1 protein-coding gene is annotated in these 1,215 nt (G+C 37.7%); it reads right to left on the reverse strand.

Going from position 1 to position 1,215, the window contains the following annotated elements; all coding sequences use genetic code 11:
- Positions 1-38: 38 nt before the first annotated feature.
- Positions 39-1,133, reverse strand: a complete 1,095-nt coding sequence (locus K339_RS35890; protein WP_084332172.1) for an IS110 family RNA-guided transposase — start codon at positions 1,131-1,133, stop codon at positions 39-41.
- Positions 1,134-1,215: the final 82 nt, after the last annotated feature.

A 1,215-nucleotide genomic window follows, 5' to 3' on the forward strand; every position in this document is an offset into this window, starting at 1 on the left:
TTATGAACTGTGTTAAAAAACAAAGCACAAGGCAACTATTATTTTGCGAGCGCAATTTTGCTAGCCTGAAAGTCATTTTGAAATACAGCATTGTTTTTGACGATAGCGAAAGCCTGTCTAATCAATTTGTGGGCAACAGCCATTTTAGCGGCTTTTTTGGATTTCCCTTTAGCCAGTAGTCTTGTATAAAGTTCTTTACAATCCAAGTTAAATTTGGCTGCTGATTGAGCTGCACAAAAGAGAATAGACCTGAGTTGTTTGCAAGCAGTGTTAACTAATCTGCCTCTACTTTTTAGGGAAGTTCCTGACTGCTTGGTTGTTGGCACAAGTCCTAGAAAAGCAGCAAGTGCTTTGGCAGAATGAAAGTTTTTGAGTCCATTGGTTTGAATGATAATACCCGTAGCAGCCTTTGGGCCAATACCTGTGATTTGCATGAGTTTATCTTTGAGTTGTTTAAACTCATCATCATTCAAATCGAAGAGTTGCTCTTGAAAATCTTCAATTTGTTGCTGGTAAACCTTATCGAGAACCTCTAAGCTATCAACGACTTTTTTAGCAGCTCTTGGATCGAATGACAGTGCATGAATCTTATTGTTAAGAGCCTGTTTTTGAGCTATTAAGTCATTATAATGCTTATAGATTTGCTTTTTTTGATGAAGTGATTCATCAGTCAAGATAGTAGGCTCAGGTTGCATTTTTGAACCATAAAGTGCCAGTACTTTGGCATCTTGGGCATCGGTTTTAGCCTTGTTTTTCAGCGAAGCAGCAAAGCCTTTACTCTGAGAAGGCGTAATCATGCTGAAGGTTCTTTCTCGTAACGATAAGCCGTAGGCCAAGCGGTGAGAATACGTACCAGTATATTCAAAGATGACATGAATATCTTCTGGCATGCTGCTTATCCAGTCATCAATAGCTTTGAGCTCGTTCTCAACTTTGGTGAAAACCCAAGTAGTATTATCTTCACAAGCGATGTGAATAAAGTCACTACTAATGTCGATTCCAAGATAAGTACCCATAACTAAAATAAAAAAAGATGAAACAATTAAATGCCTATAAACAACATTGTGAGACGGGCTAAAATACCCAATGAACTGTCCGTTATCAGCATTTGTCATGAAGGAGAAACCAAACATAACCTCAGTATCTGAGTACCAGTGAGTAATCGGTTTAACTCCTTCATTGCCAAATATTATTTTGAAAAAGTAAATCTACAAT

It is taken from the genome of Runella limosa DSM 17973 (assembly GCF_000482465.1).
Classification (GTDB): Bacteria; Bacteroidota; Bacteroidia; order Cytophagales; family Spirosomataceae; genus Runella; species Runella limosa.